The sequence below is a fragment of the Aneurinibacillus danicus genome, from assembly GCF_007991215.1.
GTDB classification, from domain to species: domain Bacteria; phylum Bacillota; class Bacilli; order Aneurinibacillales; family Aneurinibacillaceae; genus Aneurinibacillus; species Aneurinibacillus danicus.
In genome coordinates, this window is the sequence record NZ_BJXX01000151.1 from 1 (window position 1) to 17359 (window position 17359).

Consider the following 17359-nt stretch of genomic DNA (forward strand, 5'->3'; position numbering starts at 1 on the left):
ATTTTCACAAAAACAAGCAGGTAACATAACGTATAATATGGTAAAATAACAACCGAATGCACCACCGCAAAGAGGGGTTGTTATGAAATATACCATTACTCCCGGTTTTCATCTGACACTGCCTGAAAAGTGCGGAGTCTATCTGTACCGCGACAAAGACGACAACATCCTTTACATAGGCAAAGCCAAAAATTTAAAAAAACGCATCTCAACCTATTTCTATAACAACAGACAGCACACATCGAAGATTAAACGCATGGTGCATGCGGCCCGTACCGTAGAACTGCGCTTTACCGCATCCGAGCTCGAAGCGTTGCTGGTGGAAGCCCGGCTCATCCGCCGTCATCTTCCGCTGTACAATCGAGCGCTGCGCAATTACAAAGCGTATCCGTTTATCGTGCTGCGCACCGATCTACCCTATCCATATCTGGAAATCTCGCGGGACGCCGTCATTTCGGGCGCCCTTTATTTCGGCCCATACCGCAAAGCGCACTGGCTGTATCCGGCAGTCGACGCACTGAATAACTGGCTGAAACTGCGGCGCTGTGCAGGACCGCTTCCCCATCACTCCTGCCTATACGCCGACTTAAAGCAATGCATGGCACCCTGTGTGGACAGCGCCCTGGATGTGCAGTACGCTTCTCATGTACAGAAAGCCATTGACGTGCTCGAATCCAGTCCCGCTATGCAAACTGAACTTGAACGACTGCGTGACGTGAGCGCGGCTGAACTCCGTTTCGAAGAAGCACAGGAGTGGCAGTGGCTCATCGATCTAGCCCGCTATAACGGTCGGATTAAACGCTCCGTGGCGCGCCATCACGCACTCGTCATCTCCGCCGATCCGGAAGTCGGCTGCATCGGCCTCGTCATTGTCCATGGCCGTCTGATTGCGACGCTAAAAACAGACTGCCTAACAGAAGCGAATACTGCCGATATGCTTGTCAAAGCGCGCGCGTTGTACGAACAAGCAAAAGGGACCATGGACGCTCCTACGGTAGAAGAAGTAGATGAGATGCTCATTATCGCTTCCTGGCTCGAAAATCATGCGGATACACTTACGGTGTATCCTCTGGACGTTTCGGTTCCCGTATAAAAAATCAGGCAGCCCGTCTCCGGGCTGCCTGCTGCTTATTTCTGCAGCGATTCCGCCACCTGCACGGCACGGTCCAAAAACGCCTCAATTTCTTCGCGCGTCTTGCCAGCCCGGCTGACGAAACGAACGAGCTCCTGTCCGCCGCGGAATGCGACGAAACTCGGAATGCCGAAGATATCGAGTTCCTGGGACAGCTCCGGGAATTTATCCCGGTCCACACTGACAAATGTCAGCCTGTCCTGATACGCTTCTTCTACTTCAGGCATGAACGGATCGATGCGGTGACAGTCGGGGCACCAGTCGGTGTAGAATTTGGCGACCGTCAGCCGTTCCGATTCAATCGCTTCCTGGAACTGTTCAACGGTTTGTATTTCCTGCATACGTTTTCCCTCCCTCACTCTTTATCTTACCTTTTCTGCATGAAAAATAACACTCTGCAACTCTCTTCTGTGGCTATATGACAAATTCCGTTTTCTAATTTCCCTCCCTTACTCATAACAATATAGTGTACGCAATTCTAAGAAAAAGAGTAAAGGAGGAAGCCAAATGTCGAACCTGTTTGTCGAGCGTTCGCTGGAAGAGATTCGCTTCTGGAGCCGGATTATGAAAGAGCACGCTCTTTTCCTGCGCCTTGGCTTTACGGTGGATCAACCGAAGCTTGTTCAGGAAGCCGACCATTTCTATAATGTGTTCGAAAATATTGAAGAACGCGCCGCAGCGTTTACGTCCGACAGCGACCGGGAACAAATTGCACGCTTTAACATGGAGGTCTACCAGGCAACTACACATATTTGGGCGTTTAAACGCAAAGTGCTTGGGCTTATTCTCTCCTGCCAAATCATCACGAACAATTACCCCCTGCTCGTCGACCACGTCAGCCGCGAAGCGGCCTATTTCATGAATCGGCTCGAACAACTTAACAAAGGCATTCTCGAACCTCTGCCGGACGCCATCATTAATGAAAACGTCTTTTTCCTCCGGTTGATGGCCGACCATGCCAAATTCATCGCGCATCTATTGGACCCTTCCGAACGCAATCTGATTGCCGATGCGAACGATTTCAGCTACCAGTTCGACCAATTGCTGTTCCAGGCGGTGGACTTGGAATCAATGCGGCCGGAATCACAGACGGGGCCGATGCTAACACGTTTCATCGAAGAAAACCGTCCGGCCGTACAATCGCTTCGTGATTTCAAACAGACGGCCCGGGAGCTTATCGAGGAGTGCCGCCTGCGCAGCAACATTCACCCTCTGCTGGCGGATCATACGTTCCGGGAAGCCAATCGGTTTCTGGAGCTCTTGGATCGCTTTGAAGCCAGCCTGACCGCAGGATCGAACAGTCTGCTTAAATAATCTGTCTTTCTCTTAAATTCTGAATAGCATTGTCATCATACCCTGCTTCTCGCAGCACTTCTTCCGTATTGGCTCCACGGGTCGGCGGAAATGACTGCGATTCGAGCTGCGATTCATCAAGCAGCGGATTTTTCACCTGGGTAACGGTCGGATATGCGTCCCAGTGCGCAAACATGCGGCGCGCCTGCAGGTGCTCATCCTGCAGTGCTTCTTCAAGCGACAGGACCGGAGTCAAACAGACATCCTCCTCTTTAAACATGCGCATGATTTCAGCAGAAGTGTGCTCTTTAAAATACGCAGCGACTTCTTCCTTCATCCGCGGCTGCTTGTCCAACTGCCAATAATCAGGCATATGGTTATCGAGTCCGGCCACCTCGCAGAACCGCTTCCAGAACTTCGCTTCCAGCGCACCGAGCGCCATCCACTTTCCGTCCCGTGTCTCATATACGTTATAGCACGCCAGGGCGCCGGTCAGCGGGTTGAATGCCGCCCGGCCGTTTTCTTTAGCCGCCAGGTGGTAGCTGAGCGCCGGAATCATGAATGGCAGTACACCATCCGTCATGGAAATATCTATGTATGCTCCTTCCCCCGTACGTTCCCGCTGAATGGCAGCCAGCAGAATCCCGCTCACCGCATGCATCGTTCCCGCTCCAATATCAGCGATTTGCACCGGAGGAAGGCAAGCCGCAGGAGAAGGTCCCGCTTGAATGGCTTCATGAAGCAGGCCGGTAAATCCAATATAATTCAAGTCATGTCCCGCTTTCTCCGCGTACGGCCCGTTCTGTCCGTAACCGGTAATTGAGCAGTAGATGAGTCGCGTATTCTCTTCGCGCAATGTATCATAATCCAGGCCAAGTCTATGCATGACGCCGGGTCGGAATCCCTCGACTAGAATGTCCGCTTCGCGTGCAAGACGGCGCATCACCTCTTTGCCTTCATTATGCTGCAGGTTAAGCGTTACGCTTTTCTTCCCGCGGTTGACCAATTGATACAGCGCCCCGGCTCCGGCCAGCATCGGCTCCATATCGCGCGCATAATCCCCCAGTGCAGGATCTTCAATTTTAATTACATCAGCTCCATAGTCAGCCAAATACATCGTGCACAGCGGTCCCGGGAGCAGACGGGTTAAATCCAACACTTTCATTCCTTTTAACGCCTGGTGCATACCATCCCTTCTTTCTGCTTATTTTTTTTCCTATAAACGAAAATAGCACACTACGGTGCTATTGAAAATGAAATCAGTCCATCTTTTATTCACTTACCCATAATTCAACGACTTCTACCCGGGACATTTTCTCTCCTGCCGCCGGATTTTGCTTAAGTACCGTACCTTTTTTGTGCAAAGACGACTCAAGGTAATATTTATAGCGGAGTCCCGCCTGATTCAACTGCTGTCCGGCTTCCGCAAGCGTCAGTCCCTCTACGTCAGGCACCTCGACACCCCGGTTGTTTTCCTCTTGTACCGATTCATTCTGCGTCTGCGGAGATACCGCATCCACCGATTTGGCAGAGCTGGGCTTGTCGTTTTGCATAAAAGAGAACGCCGTTATGCACACAATGGCGACAAGGGCGATGACTGCCACCCGTTTGGCAGGAAGATTAAAGCGCGCGCCTGACTTCTGCTTCACATTCCTCACGGATTTTCCGCGTGTACGGGTGCTTCGGGGAATATATGCCGCCTCTTCTCCGTCCGATGCTTCCGGCGCTGTCTCTATTGCGGACGGACGGATGCCTCCCTGATTTTTTTTGATATAGTGGTACAACGACGTTATGTCTTCAAGCGTCTGCGCCAGCATGCGATCATACTGTTCGACGCCTTTCTTCTCTTCTCTGCGCCAGATTGCCCGCAGCGACTTGCGAATGATAAACGGATCGCCCGGATAAGCAAGCGCCATCTCTTCAATCATCTGCGTAATCGGAAGCTCGATATCGACTTCACCAAACATCAGGTGATGCATCAAGCGGAATATGTCGCTAATCTCGCGGCCGACTCGTTCCTCGCGAACGTCCCAGCTATTCACCACTTTTACCTCACCGGCTTCCGTCAGCCAGAGGTTGTGTTTCGTGAGCAGCAGGCCGCGGCCTTTCATCCGGCTCGCTTCCTGCAGAATTTGTACAAACTGACGGGCCATCCCGAGCGCCTCTTTCAGCGAGAGCCGATTCGTTCTGGATGCCTGGTCCAACAGTAAGCCGGGCACGTATTCGAGCACAACGAACCCTTCCTTCTCCGTCTCGCCCCGGTCAAGAACCTGCAGCACAGAGGAGCCGTGCATCAACTTCTCCGGCTGTGCGGTCGCGAGAGGGAAAATGTAGAGAAGAATGTCCCGCCGCAGGATGCTGTCATGTCCGCGGTGCAGTTGGCCTTCATCGCCTGCATACAGCAGCGTATCCGGCACATAGCGCTCATACAACCCTCTTTTCATAAACAATCAAACCCCTTATCTTGTTTTTCATTGTATCTCTAGTTTGGATTCCCCCACTGAGAATGAAAAACTTTCGGATGTTCTCGATATCCCCATATACCAACACCTTATCCCCGGGCTGTACCGTCGTATTGCCCGTCGGATTTTTGATGATATGGTTGTTTCTCTTTCTATTCATGATTTTCACATCTTGCTGCGCTAAATTCAACTCTTTTAGCGCAATATTTACAATGCCAATATGCGCTTCTGTTACGTGAAACTGGCGCATTACATACGTTCCGTCGATGTAAAACACCTCTTCTTCTACTACTTAATACTATGGAGAGATCCGTCTGGTATGCAAGCAAAATTTCATCGTTTCTTCGGTGAAGACAGCAACGTCTTCGTCATCTAACGCAAAAAATCCCCCGCCTTGCAAGGCAGGGGATTTGCATTTTAATTAGTTGTTTTCGGCTGCACGACCAAAGTTTTTCAGATACGTGTTGGCCTCTTCTTTATCGAATTGACCTTCCCATTTGGACATGACAATCGCCGCAACACTATTACCCACTACGTTAACCACCGTACGCATCATATCAAGCAGGCGGTCGATACCCGCAATAAATGCAAGCCCTTCGAGCGGAATACCGACAGAGCCAAGCGTTGCCAGCAGTACAACGAAGGAAAGTCCCGGTACACCGGCAATCCCTTTCGACGTCAGCATCAGCACAAGCGCGAACGTAATCTGCTGACCGATAGACAGGTCAATGCCATACATCTGTGCGATGAAAATACCGGCCAGCGCTTGATACAGCGTACTACCGTCCAGATTGAATGAGTAGCCTGTCGGAATAACGAAGGACACGATTCCTTTCGGACATCCCATTTTCTCAAGTTTTTCCATAATACGCGGAAGTACCGCTTCACTACTTGCAGTAGAATAAGCAAGCAGCAACTCTTCTTTCAACATAGCCATCAGGCGGAAGATGTTCACGCCTGCCCACTTCGAAACAGCACCAAGAACTACTACCATGAAGAAAATCATCGTCAGGTATACAACAATCATCAGCTTACCAAGCGGAATAAGTGACGCAACACCGAACTTGGAAACCGTCACCCCAATGAGCGCAAATACACCGAACGGGGCAAATTTCATAACCATATTGGTCAGGTTAAACATTGTTTCTGCAATTAATTCAAAGAAGTGAATAACCGGTTTACCGCGCTCACCCAGCTTGGCCAATGCCAGACCGAACATAACAGCGAAGAAGATAATCGCCAGGTTATCTCCGTTGGCCATCGCGTCCACAATGTTCGTCGGAACGATATTCACCAGCGTTTCGGCAAAGCCGTGCGACTTCGTTTCTTCTGTCGTATTCACATATTTACTAATGTCTGACTGCGCCAGGTTGTTCATGTTAATGCCGGCACCCGGCTGGAAGATATTCGCCACCAACAAACCGATAACAATCGCAATGGTTGTGATGACCTCGAAGTAAAGAATCGTTTTCCCGCCAAGTCGGCTGAGGTTTTTTCCGGTGCCGACACCAGCAACACCGACAATCAAAGTAGAAATGATAATCGGTACGACGATCATTTTAATCAAGTGAATGAAAATTGCTCCAATCGGATCAAGAATCTCTGCCACCTTCGGATTACCATAAAAAATGGCTCCTACGGCGATACCAAGAATCAGACCGAGGAAAATTTGCCATACAAGTCCGAACTTCCTCATATTGTCACCGCTTTCATTTAGAATGTATCATTTACGTTAACTTTTCATAAACTAAGTGTAATTTCGATCGACAGGATTCTACATGAAACTTTAAAAAAATACATTTGAAATAAAAAATCACCCATAAAATGGGTGAAAAAAGAGTGAACTTTTCCTGGTATGTTATCTATATAAAAGGGGTGGGAACATCAAGTTCCCACCCCTTTTATCAACAGCTTCAAACGGTTCCAACCGTCTTTCTTCTATTATAATATTACTTCATGTGCGCCGGTCTGGGCAGCGATCCGGTTCGAGCGTAAATTTCTGCCAGCTCGTCGATTTCTTTCTTCAGTTCGTCGACCAGCTTCTCCTCCGGAATCTTACGCGCGATTTCCCCATGCTTGAAGAGGAGTCCTTCGCCGCGCGCGCCGGCGATCCCGATATCCGCTTCGCGTGCCTCGCCCGGTCCGTTCACCGCGCAGCCGAGCACGGCTACTTTAATCGGCGCTTTCACTTTCGAGATATAGTCTTCAATTTCATTCGCGATAGAAATCAGATCAATCTCAATTCGGCCGCAGGTCGGGCAGGAAATCAGCGTCGCTGCGTCAGACAGCAGGCCGAATGTCTTCAGCAGTTCACGGCCCACCTTAATTTCTTCTACAGGATCGGCGCTCAGTGAGACGCGCATCGTTGAGCCGATGCCCTGCGCCAGCAGCGTGCCGAGTCCTGCCGCACTTTTTACCGTACCTGCGAACAGCGTACCGGCCTCGGTGATCCCTAAATGCAGCGGATAGTTGAATGCGGCCGCCGCCTTCTGGTACGCCTCGATCGCAAGCGGTACATTAGATGCCTTAAGTGATACAATAATGTCATGGAAATCAAGCTCTTCGAGAATCGAAATATGGTGCAGGGCACTCTCCACCATCGCGTCTGCCGTCGGGTAGCCGTACTTCTCCAACAAATGCTTCTCCAGCGACCCGGCGTTTACTCCGATACGAATCGGGACACCGTTCGCTTTGCACGCACGGACTACTTCTTCTACTTTTTCGCGTTTGCCGATGTTGCCCGGATTAATTCGTACTTTATCAATCCCGTTCTCGATCGCCTTAAGCGCAAGCTTATAGTCAAAATGAATATCGGAAACGAGCGGGATGGAGACATTTCGCTTAATTTCCTTAATGGCTTCCGCCGCTTCCATGTTATTTACGGTTACACGCACAATCTGGCAGCCCGCTTCTTCAAGGCGGTGAATCTGCTCCACCGTCGCTTTCACGTCTGCGGTCTTAGTGGTCGTCATGCTCTGCACAATGACCTGATCGCTGCCGCCGATTGTCAAATTCCCTACCTTAACAGGTCTGGTCTGTGTACGATGATACATCTCTCGTGCTCCTTTTCAGGATAAATTTGTTGCTCACCTTCTCTATCTTATCACAAAATCAAGGGAGCGAGAATGCATCACGCACATATATGACGGCCTGTCCCACGTCTTCCGGCAGCTCCTCAAGCCCAGTATTACGGACATCTTCCTTTGTTTGCATGGATTATACTTCAAACAACCGGTTGACATCTACGCCCCTCTCTTTCAAAATTTGCCGCAGCACCTGTTTGTGCTGCCGCTCGGTATACGTATTCATACCAAGCGTGAGTGCGGCTGACATTTCAATATCGTACAAAATATCTTCAAGCTCGTTCGTCGGCAAACTGTTATAACGGTCATACAAGTTTTTGATATCGCTCATTTCCGATTCCCCCCATTTTAGAAATTAAAGATGAGAATAAAGGGAAAATGTTAGAAATCACACAGAAAAAGACGATCGTTTTTTTCTGCCCTTTTACCTTCCATCTTTCTATTCTCCCTTGTATATTTTATGTCCCGCTCAATGAGAACGTTCGCTCATACCAACAAGAGACGTTACCGCATCAAAGAGCGAATCGAAGATGTAGTCCGGTTGCGGGGTCTTACCCTTTAGCTCTTCCTTACCAATATACACCGTTTTTAATCCGGCCCGGTGCCCTGCCTGAATATCCGTATAGAAATCTCCGACCATGTAGCTTCTGCTCGTATCAATATTGTGTCGGCGGACCAGCTCAAGAATCATGCCAGGTTCCGGTTTACGGCAGGCACAGCCTTCCTTCGGTTTGTGCGTGCAGGCGACAATTTCGGTCAGCATGCCACCCGCCTCAGCAATTCTCTCATTCATATGCCTGTGGATTTCGTCCAACGCTTCCTGTTTCATAAATCCGAGTCCGACCCCTCCCTGATTCGTTACGACAAATACCTGGTAGTCGTGCTCACGGAGCATACGTATTGCATCCAGCGCCCCGGGAATAAAAGCAAACTGACCTACATGGTTAATCGGATGCGGATTTTCATTTATAACTCCGTCACGATCGAGAAAGAATGCTTTTGGCATAATCTTCACCTCCTTAAACCCGGTTATTAAAGATACAAACCTCCTAAAAGAGCTACAAAAAATTCAAAATTATTATTCTGGTATACCTTTCCTTTCCTTACCTTGTGCTATAATAAACATAACAGCCGGGTGGGACGCACAATCATTTTTGCGAAAGGGGCTATCTGCCATGGAAAACAAGTACATCTGTCAATGTGGTATGTATACGTATCATTGCGAATGTTTACCTTCAACGCACTCCCCTTATTATGACGACCTGCTTCACCGCCTCAATCATGCACAGGAAGCTATCATCGGCGAAGATGACATCACTACTGTGCTCCGCCTGATGCCCAAAGGCAAAGAAACACGCCTGGTACTGCATCCTGTACAAAACGGCTTTTATTCCGCCCAGTTCGTACGCGATTCCATCTTACACAAATAGCACAAACAAGCCCGGAACCTGCGCCGGGCTCTTCTTTATATTGTTTCGCTTTCCACTGTCTTCTATCCTTCTATATCCTCTCTTGCTTGAACTGAAAAAGCCGTTCCGATACATTCGGAACGGCACGTATAGGATTAGTATAACAAACCGAATTTTTTCGCCTCAAATTTGAGTTCTTCTCGGAACTTGGGATGAGCAATCGCCAGCAGCTCTTTCGTACGCTGGGCGATACTCTTGCCGCGCAGCGACGCGACACCGTATTCCGTCACGATATGGTCGACATCGTTCTTCGATGTGGTGACCGCAGAGCCAATCGTTAGCTGTGGGCGAATGCGTGAGATTGATTCGTCACGCGTTGTGGAATGAAGACAGATGAAGCCTTTACCATTCTTGGCAAAACGCGCCCCCCGCGCGAAATCAGCCTGACCGCCGCTCGAGCTGTAATAACGTCCGGCAATCGTCTCCGATGCGCACTGTCCCATAAAGTCTACCTCAGTCGTGGCATTGATGGAAATGATGTTGTCTTCCCGCGCAATAATCCGCGGATCATTGACATAATCGACCGGCAGCATTTCTACGCCCGCATTCTCATCAATAAAATCATACAACTTCTTCGATCCGAGCGCGAACGTGCCGACAATTTTGCCCACGTGAGTTTTCTTCTCGATACCGTTGACAATACCTTTCTCTGCCAGATCAACTATACCGTCTGTTAATAGCTCCGTATGAATACCTAAATTTTTATGGTTCTGCAAAAAGCCAATGATCGCATTCGGAATGGCGCCAATCCCTACCTGCAGTGTCGCTCCGTTCTGAATACGCTCCACAACATGCGATGCGATGCGGCGGTCAATGTCCGTAATCTGCGGCTCTCTGACTTCATGCAGCGGATAGTCTACTTCAATATACCCCTGTATCTGGCTGATGTGTACTTGGTTGGCTCCAAACGTGCGTGGCATATTCGGATTCACTTCAAGGAAAAACGGCACTTTGCCAATAAAAGATGCAACATAATCAGCCTGCGTGCCAAGTGAGAAATAGCCGTGTTCATCCATCGGTGACGCTGCGGCCAGAATCAGAGATGCTTTGGTTGTCTCCCGAAGCAGGCGCGGCACCTCATGAAAATGATTGGGAACAAGATCGCATTCACCTGCAAGAAACGCTTTGCGTGATGCCCCGCTTAAAAAGTATGCGACATGGCGAAGATGATTGCCAAATTTACCATGAATGTAGTCGCGTTCTTTTAATGCGTGCATCTGATGAATACGCACACCGGTCCAGCGCTCCGCATGTTTCTCGATGGTGTCCAGCAGCACGACCGGCTCGCCGTTGGCCAGCGGAACGATCAAATCGTCTTCGTTATGAATATAATTCAGTACATCTTCCGGCGCCTTGCGCTTGTTCTCCACATCAATTAATTGACTCATTCATCAGACCTCCGATTTGTATTGCCTTTCCCTTATTCATCATAAATGCCAAAAATTCCGGGAGCAAGTGATAAAACTGTTAAAAATAAATTAAAAAGCCCACCCTATACCATGCAGGGTGGACTTTCGGTTGCCCAATTATTCGCTTCTATGCGTTTTGTTTTTGTTTCATAATATCTGATTCTACAACGTCCATCTCGCCTACGCCACGAATCAACTTCCGGGCATATATCTTCTCCGGTTGCAGAACCTTTACTATATATTCGATAGCTAGTTCCGGATCGACCGTCTCTCCGCATGTATAGCAGTCAATCGCGGCAAATCCTCTTTCAGGGTACGTATGAATGGAAATATGGCTTTCCGATAACAGAACCAGTACTGTTGCACCCTGCGGCTCAAATTGTTTCGCCTGTACAGACAAAACTGTCGCACCGCAAGCTTCCGCAGCTTCTACCATATGATGCTGCAGAAATTCCGCACTGTTCAATTTCTCAAAATCAACACCCCAAGTATCAATCGCAACATGTCTTCCGAAAGTAGAGTATTCCACTTTTCGGTTCCCCCCTCCTAGCAATTTTATGTTCAAAAATTCTCGCTAGGACCTACGTCATTCACTTTATTCCGAGGAGAAACTTCCTTGAGTGAATCCTGGTTCCTAATTTTGTTCACAACAAGGAATATAGCATGTTTCTACAAATTATGCAACAAAGTCTTGCTATTTCTTGGGGAGCTTTCGGCTGCATTATGCTTCTAACACAAACAATTGATGAGAGAGTGAGGCGAGCTGTCTATCTATTTCTTCCGTCGGCAATTGACTCACCTGGTGCCTGTTGCGCAAATCAAGCAACTGATCAATATAGACCCGAAGCCAGGCAATCTGATCTTCGACGCCCTGCGCCTCGTACAAGCGTTGTAAATCTCCGACGGTGTCGCGGTACTCGAAGACAAGTGTTTGGCTGTCACCTTTCTGCTCGATGATTTTCATCACTTTGCCTTCACTGTAGTGGTAAATCATCGTGTAGGTTGGATACATACGGTGGACGACCGCGGTGCCTTTAAAGCGGCGTACGGCCTGCCGCATATGATTGGCCAGCCTGGCGTCTCGGATCGTATATCCGCCTTCAAATGTATACAGGTTGCCAACCAGTTTAAAGGAAAGCGGAATCTCCTCTTCCCTGTCAAACAACACGATTTCTTTCTCGCCATTGTCATACACTCGAACTTCTGTGTTAAATTCACCGCGCTGAAACATTTCGATAAACGACTGCATTTGCCATGTGTTTAACTCAAGGACAAGTTTCTTGTATTCGGTGGCTACTCGTTGAGCCATACAAATCTCTCCCATACATTTTTTCCTGCTCACATTTATTATACCGAAAAGCCATAACCATTCTCCAATCGCCTATACCATAGAAATAGAGAGATTTATAAAGAAACTAGCAGATAATCTCAATAAATGACAATTGATTCTTACTCACATCCGTTATATTATGAAAAATTACATTTTTCTTTGTCCATCCCCCATGAATCGACACATTTTTTGTTTTTACAGATGAAACGTCACATCAGCTTCGCGGGAAGCGGCAGCCAGGCTGTCGTCCAACACGGCCCGCAGGCGGAGATCCGCGTTCAGATGATCGGCAAATGCTTGAAGTACATGCGTATCCGCGCCGCTAAGAATAGCCGCGACATGGACGCTCTGCTCGCTTTCGAGCGTATCCACACTATGCAAAAAACCTGCCTCGCTTGACAGAAATGACAGCAGGCGGAATTTCGCCGGGTCACCGGCCTGCTTGGATAAAGTGAAGAGTGCGGCGCGCGCTTCCGCAGCTTCTGTCCACTCCTCGGCATTCCCGCTATCTTCCTGCGCCGCGTACGTCTCCCGATCGGGCGTAAACGTATTGCCGCGCACTGCATTCAGTATATCTTCCACGATTGCGCTACCGGTCGGCAGCGCGCCGGCGCCCTTCCCGGTAAACAGCAAATCTCCCACTACATCGCCGGTGACAAACACGGCGTTGAATTCATTTTTCACCCCGGCCAACGGATGACTGTACGGTACAAGCGTCGGCACGACGCGCAGCCCGTATGCGGCTCCTCTGCGTTCCGCCGCCGCCAGCAGCTTAATCCGGTATCCTAGTTTTCCGTACAATTCAATTTCTTCAGTTCTCACGGATGTAATGCCCGTACGCTCGCTTGTCAGTGCCTGCATATGCCCGCCGAAGCAAAGGTGAGCGATAATCTGAATTTTGTTGAACGCATCATACCCCTCTACGTCGGCCGTCGGATCTGCCTCGGCAAACCCGAGGTCCTGCGCCTGCCGCAATGCTTCCTCATACGATAACCCTTCCTCTTCCATCTTAGTCAAAATATAATTGGTTGTACCGTTCAATATGCCAAAGACACGTGTCACACGATTTGCATTTAACTGTTGGCTCAGCGTATTGAGGATCGGAATACCGCCGCCCACGCTTGCCTCATACAATAAGGAGACGTTCTGTTCCTCGGCCAGTTGATGCAGATGCCGTCCATATGCCGCCAGCATTTCTTTATTTGCCGATACCACGTGGCATTTACGTCTAATGGCTTCCTCAATAAACCCAAGCGTCGGATCCAAACCGCCCATCGCATCAATCACAATATCTGGCTCCCTGTGCCAAATCGCCTCAATCTCTGTCGTTAACAGGCTTTGGTTCACTTCAATTTTGCGGGGCTTCTGCAAATCGCGCACCAGAATACCGACCACTTCAAAGCGGGCGCCTGTTTGCTTGCGAATCCTCTCCGCATGTGTATGTAAAATTGCCATGACTCCGGAACCGACCGTCCCTAATCCAAGCAATGCAATCTTCCACGTCTTCATCATCCAATCCCCTCCCAAAATATCCTTACGAAAAATAAAAAACCCTCTTCCGGAGAAGAGGGTCGGCTGTATAACGCACCAGGTCCTCCTCTCATCTGCCAAAGCGCCTGCGCTTTGATGGAATTAGCACCTTTCAGGCAATGCCTGCGGTTGCTGAGGCTTCATCGGGCCATATCCCTCCACCTCTCTGGATAAGAGTTTTATGATTTCGTATGCAATTTATTTGATTTGAAAACTATCGTACCGTGTTTTGTCAGAAATGTCAAATCCGGACGCACATCCGGCGCTTCTGTTGGGCTACTTAAACCAGGCCAGAATCTGATCGATCAGGTTCTTCAAAAACAGTAAAATCTCCTGCACAAGCGATTTAGCTTCCGGATTGTTATTCAGGAAGTCCTGCACCTGTCCCTTGTAGCTTGAGATTTGATCCAGCGTTTTGTTCCAGTCAATATTCAGGTTCTGAATTTTACGCAGAATGCTGACAAGCGATTCAATCTCCGCATCCGACAGCTGCAGTCCCATCTGGTCCGCCACGTTGCGAATCATCTCGCGCAGCTGGTCATCCGACAGGTTGCTCGTCTGTTTGGCCAGCTCCGCTTTCAAGCGGGTCAAAAGCTCGGCCGCTTTCTCCTTATCGCCAATCGTTTCTCCAATCTTCGCGGTCGTTACCATCTCTTCGTTAGCGACTTTCTTCTGGTTCTCGTCGATTTTCTCGCCGGTCACTGTCTCATACGCCTTCATGATCCCCGTCAACGCAGCCGTGCCGGACACTGGAGACGGCGCGTCGATTTTCACCGTCGCGTCCTTGACTCCCGCGGTCGCCAGCGCATTCTCATACATGGCTTTGCTAACCCAGGTGATGTTGTTTGTCTCTACAGTAATCCCTTTACCCGGCTCGGCAATTTGGATCATCGCCGACGAGAGGGCGCGACTGCCGATGACGCTTTTATTCAATAGACCGTCAAGGTATTTATGTTCTTCCTGATTCGTTACGGTAATCTCCTGCGCTCCGCTTGGCGCGTTAAACCGGTTCTGGATTTGTTCTTTCTGCGCCGGTTTCAAATCCTGGCCGTATGTAACAATCGTGTCGCCAGGCGCCGCATCCGCAAACGCGGTCGCGGTCGATAGAAGAAAAAGAAGCAGGGCTAAAAACAGCTTCCGCACTTCCGTCACTCCTCTCCAATATAAAGATAGCTTGCTCCCTGATTATAGCACAGCATACGTTACGTTGCCGCCTATAATTCCCTCTCCGGAACTTCAATCACTTTTTCCGGCGGGATGCTCGTTTGGTTGCAGATATACTCCATCCTCCTTCGATTGTCGCTTGCAGCTTCTCCAACCTACTTGTACTTACGGTGAAAATGAAGAAAAGGTTGCACAGCTTTTCCATAATTTTTTTATGTCATTTTCATTCTTCCGTGAATCTCATTTCCGCTTTCTCTCTTTCTTTATTTCAGGATTTTCACAGAAAAAAGCGAAGAAGCACGACCCAGCGCTTCTCCGCTTTCGCTTATATTATGCTTTCTTCATTACTTTAATTTCGCCTTGGTCTACATCGACTAGGATGTGTTTTACCTCCTCTTCCTCAATGACAAGATCGGCGATACCATCCTCTACATGCTGCTGGATCACGCGGCGCAGCGGGCGGGCACCGAAGGCACGGTCATATCCCAGTTCGGCCAGCTTCGCTTTCGCTTCCTCAGTAACGGTCAGTTCCACTCCCTGTTCTTCCAGATTTGAGGTAATGTCCCGCAGCATCAAATCGACAATGCGGACAAGATGATTTTCCGTCAGGTGGTTAAATGAAATCACCGCATCAAAACGGTTCAGGAATTCAGGTCTGAAATAAGAAGTGAGCGAGCCCATTACAGACGGAGTATCGTTCGCTTCCTCTGCCCCGAATCCGACCGTAATTTTCTTCTCGGCTACTCCCGCGTTGCTTGTCGCAATAATGACGGTATCCTTAAAGTTTACGGTGCGTCCCTGGCTGTCGGTTAAGCGTCCGTCTTCAAGAATTTGCAAGAACATATTTTGCACGTCCGGATGCGCCTTTTCAATCTCGTCTAACAGGATAATGCTGTACGGATTTCGGCGAACACGCTCCGTCAATTGACCTGCTTCTTCGTGACCGACATATCCCGGCGGGGAACCGATTAATTTGGAGACGGAGTGTTTCTCCATATACTCACTCATATCAAGGCGAATCATGGAATCCTTCGTACCAAACAGCTCTTCGGCAAGCGCCTTCGTCAACTCGGTTTTCCCTACACCGGTTGGACCGACAAACAGGAAGGAGGCAATCGGTCTGTTTTTCGGTTTCAATCCTGCACGGCTGCGGCGAATCGCTTTCGATACCTGGCTGACCGCGTGGGATTGCCCGATTACTTTGCCTTCCAAATGCTCGGCCAGATTTTTCATTTTCGCCTGCTCATCACTTTGCAGCTTCTTCACAGGAACTCCTGTTTTGCGTTCAATGATTTCCTGAATGTCCTCTACAGTCACTACTGCCCGCTGCTCGTCTCCGTCCATTTGGTCGAGCTGTTCAAGAATGCGGTTTTCTTCATCGCGGAGCTTGGCCGCACGTTCATACTCTTCTTTAGCCGTAGCTTCTTTTTTCTCCTGGCTTACCCGAGCAAGACGGAAACGCAGTTCATCCGTATTTTGCCCGGAAGCACGCAAATTAACCTTTGAACCCGCTTCATCCAGGAGATCAATCGCCTTGTCAGGCAGGAAGCGATCTTGAATGTAGCGGTGGGATAATTCAACGCAGGCACGGATGACTTCATCAGAATACGTTACCTGATGGTACGATTCATATTTTTGACGAATCCCTTGCAGAATCTGCATCGCTTCCTCCACTGTCGGCTCTTTGACGATGACAGGTTGGAAGCGGCGCTCCAGGGCAGCGTCTTTTTCAATCTTACGGTATTCTTTCAGGGTGGTAGCCCCGATGACTTGCAGCTCGCCACGGGCCAGCGCCGGTTTCAGAATGTTTCCGGCGTCCATTGATCCTTCGGCTGAGCCTGCGCCGACAAGAAGATGGATTTCATCGACAAACAAGATCACGTTTTTGCGGTTTTGCAGCTCCGCAATCATTTGTTTCATCTTCTCTTCGAACTGTCCGCGGATTCCGGTACCCGCCACAAGCGACGCCACATCAAGCGTATACACGATTTTGTCACGCAGCTTAGAAGGAACTTGTCCTTCTGCGATTTTTAAAGCCAATCCTTCCGCGATCGCCGTTTTCCCTACCCCTGGCTCACCGATCAGAACAGGATTGTTTTTGTTACGGCGATTTAGAATTTCAATTACACGCTCGATTTCGTCATCGCGTCCGATGACAGGATCAATGAGTCCCGCCCTGGCCGCTTCGCTCAAGTTGCGTCCGACGCCATCCAGAATGCCACCCTGACCCGATGCTTGAGATTGAATATTTTCTTTGGCCATGTGTTGGTTCATCAAAGGCATTCCGAACCCTTTAAAAAACTCGTCGAATCCGGACATATGTGGGAAAGACCCTAAATTCATGCCTGCTCCCGTTTTATTCGTCATTTTTGCGTAGCAGTCATGACACAAATATAATCTTTGCAATTTATCTTGTCGTTGGATGTTTAAGAACACATTTGCTTGTTTTTGATTGCAGTGTTGACAAAGCATAATCCGTTCCTCCTT

17 protein-coding genes and 1 riboswitch are annotated in these 17359 nt (G+C 49.1%); of the genes, 3 read left to right on the plus strand and 14 right to left on the minus strand.

What is annotated here, in order from left to right; translation table 11 throughout:
- Positions 1–82: 82 nt before the first annotated feature.
- Positions 83–1093 carry a GIY-YIG nuclease family protein gene (locus tag ADA01nite_RS16010; RefSeq protein WP_146811282.1) on the plus strand — a complete coding sequence of 337 codons (1011 nt, stop codon included), beginning with the start codon at positions 83–85 and terminating at the stop codon, positions 1091–1093.
- Between the two features lie 35 nt (positions 1094–1128).
- Here the strand turns inward: ADA01nite_RS16010 and ADA01nite_RS16015 are convergent, their stop codons facing one another.
- Positions 1129–1473, minus strand: coding sequence for a thioredoxin family protein (locus ADA01nite_RS16015; RefSeq protein WP_146811283.1), 345 nt, complete (start codon positions 1471–1473; stop codon positions 1129–1131).
- Positions 1474–1639: 166 nt separating this feature from the next.
- Between ADA01nite_RS16015 and ADA01nite_RS16020 the strand changes: the two genes are divergently transcribed.
- Complete coding sequence (locus ADA01nite_RS16020; RefSeq protein ID WP_146811284.1) at positions 1640–2446, plus strand: DUF2935 domain-containing protein; 807 nt, start codon at positions 1640–1642, stop codon at positions 2444–2446.
- Here the strand turns inward: ADA01nite_RS16020 and ADA01nite_RS16025 are convergent.
- From ADA01nite_RS16025 to ADA01nite_RS16055, 7 genes are all read right to left on the minus strand, one after another.
- On the minus strand, positions 2439–3611 hold the full coding sequence (locus ADA01nite_RS16025; protein ID WP_146811285.1) for a CaiB/BaiF CoA transferase family protein: 1173 nt from the start codon (positions 3609–3611) through the stop codon (positions 2439–2441). The two genes, ADA01nite_RS16020 and ADA01nite_RS16025, sit on opposite strands and share 8 nt — an antisense overlap.
- A gap of 85 nt (positions 3612–3696) precedes the next feature.
- Positions 3697–4869 (minus strand): PASTA domain-containing protein, encoded by a 1173-nt coding sequence (locus ADA01nite_RS16030; protein ID WP_146811286.1) that lies wholly within the window; start codon positions 4867–4869, stop codon positions 3697–3699.
- Positions 4850–5164, minus strand: a complete 315-nt coding sequence (locus ADA01nite_RS16035) for a TrkA C-terminal domain-containing protein (protein ID WP_146811287.1) — start codon at positions 5162–5164, stop codon at positions 4850–4852. The genes ADA01nite_RS16030 and ADA01nite_RS16035 overlap by 20 nt, the downstream gene beginning before the upstream one ends.
- 144 nt (positions 5165–5308) lie before the next feature.
- Complete coding sequence (locus tag ADA01nite_RS16040; RefSeq protein WP_146811288.1) at positions 5309–6583, minus strand: cation:dicarboxylate symporter family transporter; 1275 nt, start codon at positions 6581–6583, stop codon at positions 5309–5311.
- 253 nt (positions 6584–6836) lie between these two features.
- Positions 6837–7940: a flavodoxin-dependent (E)-4-hydroxy-3-methylbut-2-enyl-diphosphate synthase gene (ispG, locus tag ADA01nite_RS16045; protein ID WP_146811289.1), complete on the minus strand. Its 1104-nt coding sequence runs from the start codon at positions 7938–7940 to the stop codon at positions 6837–6839.
- 163 nt (positions 7941–8103) lie between these two features.
- On the minus strand, positions 8104–8301 hold the full coding sequence (locus ADA01nite_RS16050) for a hypothetical protein (RefSeq protein WP_146811290.1): 198 nt from the start codon (positions 8299–8301) through the stop codon (positions 8104–8106).
- A 138-nt stretch (positions 8302–8439) separates the two neighbouring features.
- A complete protein-coding gene (locus tag ADA01nite_RS16055; RefSeq protein WP_146811291.1) occupies positions 8440–8976 on the minus strand; it encodes a D-glycero-alpha-D-manno-heptose-1,7-bisphosphate 7-phosphatase in 537 nt (178 codons plus the stop codon).
- A gap of 169 nt (positions 8977–9145) precedes the next feature.
- Between ADA01nite_RS16055 and ADA01nite_RS16060 the strand changes: the two genes are divergently transcribed.
- The gene (locus ADA01nite_RS16060; protein WP_146811292.1) at positions 9146–9400 is read left to right on the plus strand and encodes a hypothetical protein; all 255 of its coding nucleotides are present in this window, start codon (positions 9146–9148) and stop codon (positions 9398–9400) included.
- 134 nt (positions 9401–9534) lie between these two features.
- Here ADA01nite_RS16060 and ADA01nite_RS16065 read toward each other — a convergent pair whose 3' ends face one another.
- The 6 genes from ADA01nite_RS16065 to ADA01nite_RS16090 all read right to left on the minus strand — a co-directional run bounded on the left by ADA01nite_RS16065 (position 9535) and on the right by ADA01nite_RS16090 (position 17344).
- Positions 9535–10827 carry an acetyl-CoA hydrolase/transferase family protein gene (locus tag ADA01nite_RS16065; RefSeq protein ID WP_146811293.1) on the minus strand — a complete coding sequence of 431 codons (1293 nt, stop codon included), beginning with the start codon at positions 10825–10827 and terminating at the stop codon, positions 9535–9537.
- Between the two features lie 148 nt (positions 10828–10975).
- A complete protein-coding gene (gene speD, locus ADA01nite_RS16070; protein ID WP_146811294.1) occupies positions 10976–11377 on the minus strand; it encodes an adenosylmethionine decarboxylase in 402 nt (133 codons plus the stop codon).
- A 192-nt stretch (positions 11378–11569) separates the two neighbouring features.
- Positions 11570–12157 (minus strand): non-ribosomal peptide synthetase module, encoded by a 588-nt coding sequence (locus ADA01nite_RS16075; protein ID WP_146811295.1) that lies wholly within the window; start codon positions 12155–12157, stop codon positions 11570–11572.
- A gap of 216 nt (positions 12158–12373) precedes the next feature.
- Positions 12374–13690, minus strand: coding sequence for a homoserine dehydrogenase (locus ADA01nite_RS16080; RefSeq protein ID WP_146811296.1), 1317 nt, complete (start codon positions 13688–13690; stop codon positions 12374–12376).
- 85 nt (positions 13691–13775) lie between these two features.
- A riboswitch (SAM riboswitch) is annotated at positions 13776–13885 on the minus strand.
- Between the two features lie 99 nt (positions 13886–13984).
- Positions 13985–14851: a DUF1002 domain-containing protein gene (locus ADA01nite_RS16085; RefSeq protein WP_246147378.1), complete on the minus strand. Its 867-nt coding sequence runs from the start codon at positions 14849–14851 to the stop codon at positions 13985–13987.
- Between the two features lie 351 nt (positions 14852–15202).
- Complete coding sequence (locus ADA01nite_RS16090; RefSeq protein ID WP_146811298.1) at positions 15203–17344, minus strand: ATP-dependent Clp protease ATP-binding subunit; 2142 nt, start codon at positions 17342–17344, stop codon at positions 15203–15205.
- Positions 17345–17359: the final 15 nt, after the last annotated feature.